Source organism: Mesorhizobium sp. CNPSo 4689 (assembly GCF_057784325.1).
In genome coordinates, this window is record NZ_JBWLUZ010000089.1 from 1 (window position 1) to 2,645 (window position 2,645).

Consider the following 2,645-nt stretch of genomic DNA (forward strand, 5'->3'; position numbering starts at 1 on the left):
CCACCACCTTGATGTCGGGATGCGGATAGCGCGTGTAGACCTCCGCTCCCGGCGTCGCCGGATTGATCTCGACATTGGCGTCGGGATAGAGCGTGGTGGCGAAGGAGGAGGTCTTCTTCGCTCGCGCTCCATCCGGACCATAGGCGAGCTCGGCAGCCTCGGGGCCGGAAGTGGTCCGACAGCTTCCGGAATGATGCTGTCGACAAGCTGCCGTTGCGTTGACGACCCAACTTGCGTCATCGCCTGCTTCAGCCTGACCGATCGAAACTGGTTATTGGCCAATGTAGGTCTTCCGCACTACGATCTGAGGCAGGACACTGGTTCGTTGGCGCATTAGGAATGAACTGAGCAATCCCAATCCTCTGGCCCACGACCAGTCATGGCGCGGCCCCTCGTCGCTCTGGTTAAGGTTCTCTCTTCCGCAGGTCTTTGACGACGTCGAGAAAAACCCGCAGTGCCGGCGGCACGGCTCGATGTCCGGGATAGTAGACCGCAACGTCTTCCGAAGCGGGCATCCACCTGGTTAGGACCTTGCGTATCCGTCCATCGGACATGGCCGCTTCGGCGGCCCAATCCGCCACATAGGCGATTCCTAGACCCTTTATTGCGGCTTCGACCATTAGCTCCTCGTCATCAAGAACGATGTGGCCGTTAGCGTCAATCACGAGTTCCTGGCCGGCGCGTTCGAACTCCCATCGATAGAATTTGCCGTTGGGCATCCGGTGGCCGATGCAATGGTGGCGCTGCAATTCCTCCGGGGTTCCCGGCTCGCCGAAGCGGTCGAGATAGTCGGTCGAGGCGACACAGATGAACGTCAGGGGGCGTGCAAGCGGCACGGCGATCATGTCCTTGGGGACCGATCCGAGGAGGCGCACGCCGGCATCGAACCCGCTGGACACGATGTCGATGAGTCGCCCCTCGACGACGATGTCCAAAGTCACGTCAGGATGGAGCTCCGCCATCTGCGGTAGAACCCCGCGAACGAGAAACCCAACCACCAGTCGCGGTGCGTTGATGCGGACCGTTCCCGCAACATTGCCCCGGAACCCTGCGACGCTGTCGAGCGCCTCGTCCAGTGAGGCGAGCGCCGGCTGAAGGCGGCCGAGCAGTTGGAAACCGGCTTCCGTCGGCCAGACGCTGCGTGTGGTGCGGTTCAGAAGGCGCACGCCCATGCGTTCCTCGAGCGCTCGCATCGCATGGCTCAACGTGGAAGGCGCCGTGCCGATCTCGTCCGCTGCGCGGCGGAAGCTGCGGTGCGTGGCAACGGCCACGAAGGCTGTGAGATCGTTGAGGGACGGGCGGGACATTGATGGTAATTTTGCATCACCTCATGCCGATTTCAACGGCTAATGCGCGTAATGCGATTGCCTATCTCCTGCTTGTATCAACTCGGAGATCCCCCGGCCCGGCCCGCTGCCGGTCCGCTCCCATTATCAAGACAGAAAGGAACACGAAATGCCTGCACGTGACGCCATCTATCCGGCCAAACGCCACGCGTTATACGATATTCATCGATATTCCGCGGCCATTCGCTCCGGCGATCTTCTCTTCGTGTCGGGTCAGGTCGGGAGCCGTGAGGACGGCTCGCCCGAGCCCGTATTCGAGGATCAGGTTCGGCGGGCCTTTGCCAACCTGCGCGAGGTCTTGGCCGCCGCCGGGTGTAGATTCGATGACGTTGTCGACGTCACCACCTTCCACACTAACCCGGACGACCAGATCGCAACGGTGCTGGCCGTTCGGGCGGAAGAGATCGGCGGACCTCCCTATCCGAACTGGACGGCAGTAGGCGTCAACTGGCTTGCCGGCTTTGATTTCGAGATCAAGGTCATCGCCCGCATCCCTTCGACGACCAGCGGCTAGCCGGCGGACAAGGGCTGATCGCTCGCCCTGCAATTTCTGTACTGGCGATTGCTCGCAAAGACGCTAAGGGCAGCAGGGGAGCTTTCAGGCTCCCCATGCAAACGGCTTGCGAATGGGTCGACTCCGGCTAGGGCGCGAACGAGCGGTTAGGGAACGCGCCAGAAAAGGTCGGCTTGGTCCGCGCCCCGACCTACAGCTTCGCCGTCGGCGAAGTCTGCATTTGGGCAGCGGCAAGGGCACCCTCTACGGCCGACATGAGGCGCAAAGCAGCCCAAGGGGGAACCTGTCGAATAACCAGAGGGGGCGACATTCGACTGGACTTCATATGACAACGAAGCATTGGTGTTCCCAGCGCAGCAGAAGAGCAGAGGATTAAGACCGAGCAGAATCTCCAGCCCGCCAGGACAGCGGGCTTCGGTCAGTACAAGCGCCGGAATGGTCCGGGCTTCGAACTGACGGAGAATTGAAATGTCTATCCTCAACAACACCACTATGAAGGCCGACAATGCGGAAGCCGCCGATACGGCACCCAGCGTCGACAACAGCACCCCAACCCGGAAGCCGCGCGAGAAGTCCGGTGTGACCGTCTCGGTGATGGTCAAGAAGGCAAAGGACGAAGCGCCCGCGGCGCCGACCAAAGCAGATGAGGTGGATGGCTCCCGCTCCCGGCATCACAGTGCCACAGTGGGTTTGCTGTCAGGCAACCCGAGCTAAGGAGCCATCCGCCATGCAGATTACCACCGTGGGCCTTGATCTGGCCAAGCGCATTTTTCAAGTTCACGCCG

General features: G+C 61.4%; 3 protein-coding genes. 2 read left to right on the forward strand and 1 reads right to left on the reverse strand.

Annotated features, from left to right (window positions below; genetic code table 11):
- Positions 1–404: 404 nt before the first annotated feature.
- Complete coding sequence (locus tag AC04SI_RS33200) at positions 405–1,307, reverse strand: LysR family transcriptional regulator (RefSeq protein WP_488475721.1); 903 nt, start codon at positions 1,305–1,307, stop codon at positions 405–407.
- A 148-nt stretch (positions 1,308–1,455) separates the two neighbouring features.
- Between AC04SI_RS33200 and AC04SI_RS33205 the strand changes: the two genes are divergently transcribed.
- Together AC04SI_RS33205 and AC04SI_RS33210 are read left to right on the forward strand one after the other, a co-directional pair.
- Positions 1,456–1,860 (forward strand): RidA family protein, encoded by a 405-nt coding sequence (locus tag AC04SI_RS33205; RefSeq protein WP_404285040.1) that lies wholly within the window; start codon positions 1,456–1,458, stop codon positions 1,858–1,860.
- 468 nt (positions 1,861–2,328) lie between these two features.
- Positions 2,329–2,574, forward strand: a complete 246-nt coding sequence (locus AC04SI_RS33210) for a hypothetical protein (RefSeq protein WP_404285041.1) — start codon at positions 2,329–2,331, stop codon at positions 2,572–2,574.
- The last annotated feature ends 71 nt before the right edge of the window (positions 2,575–2,645 follow it).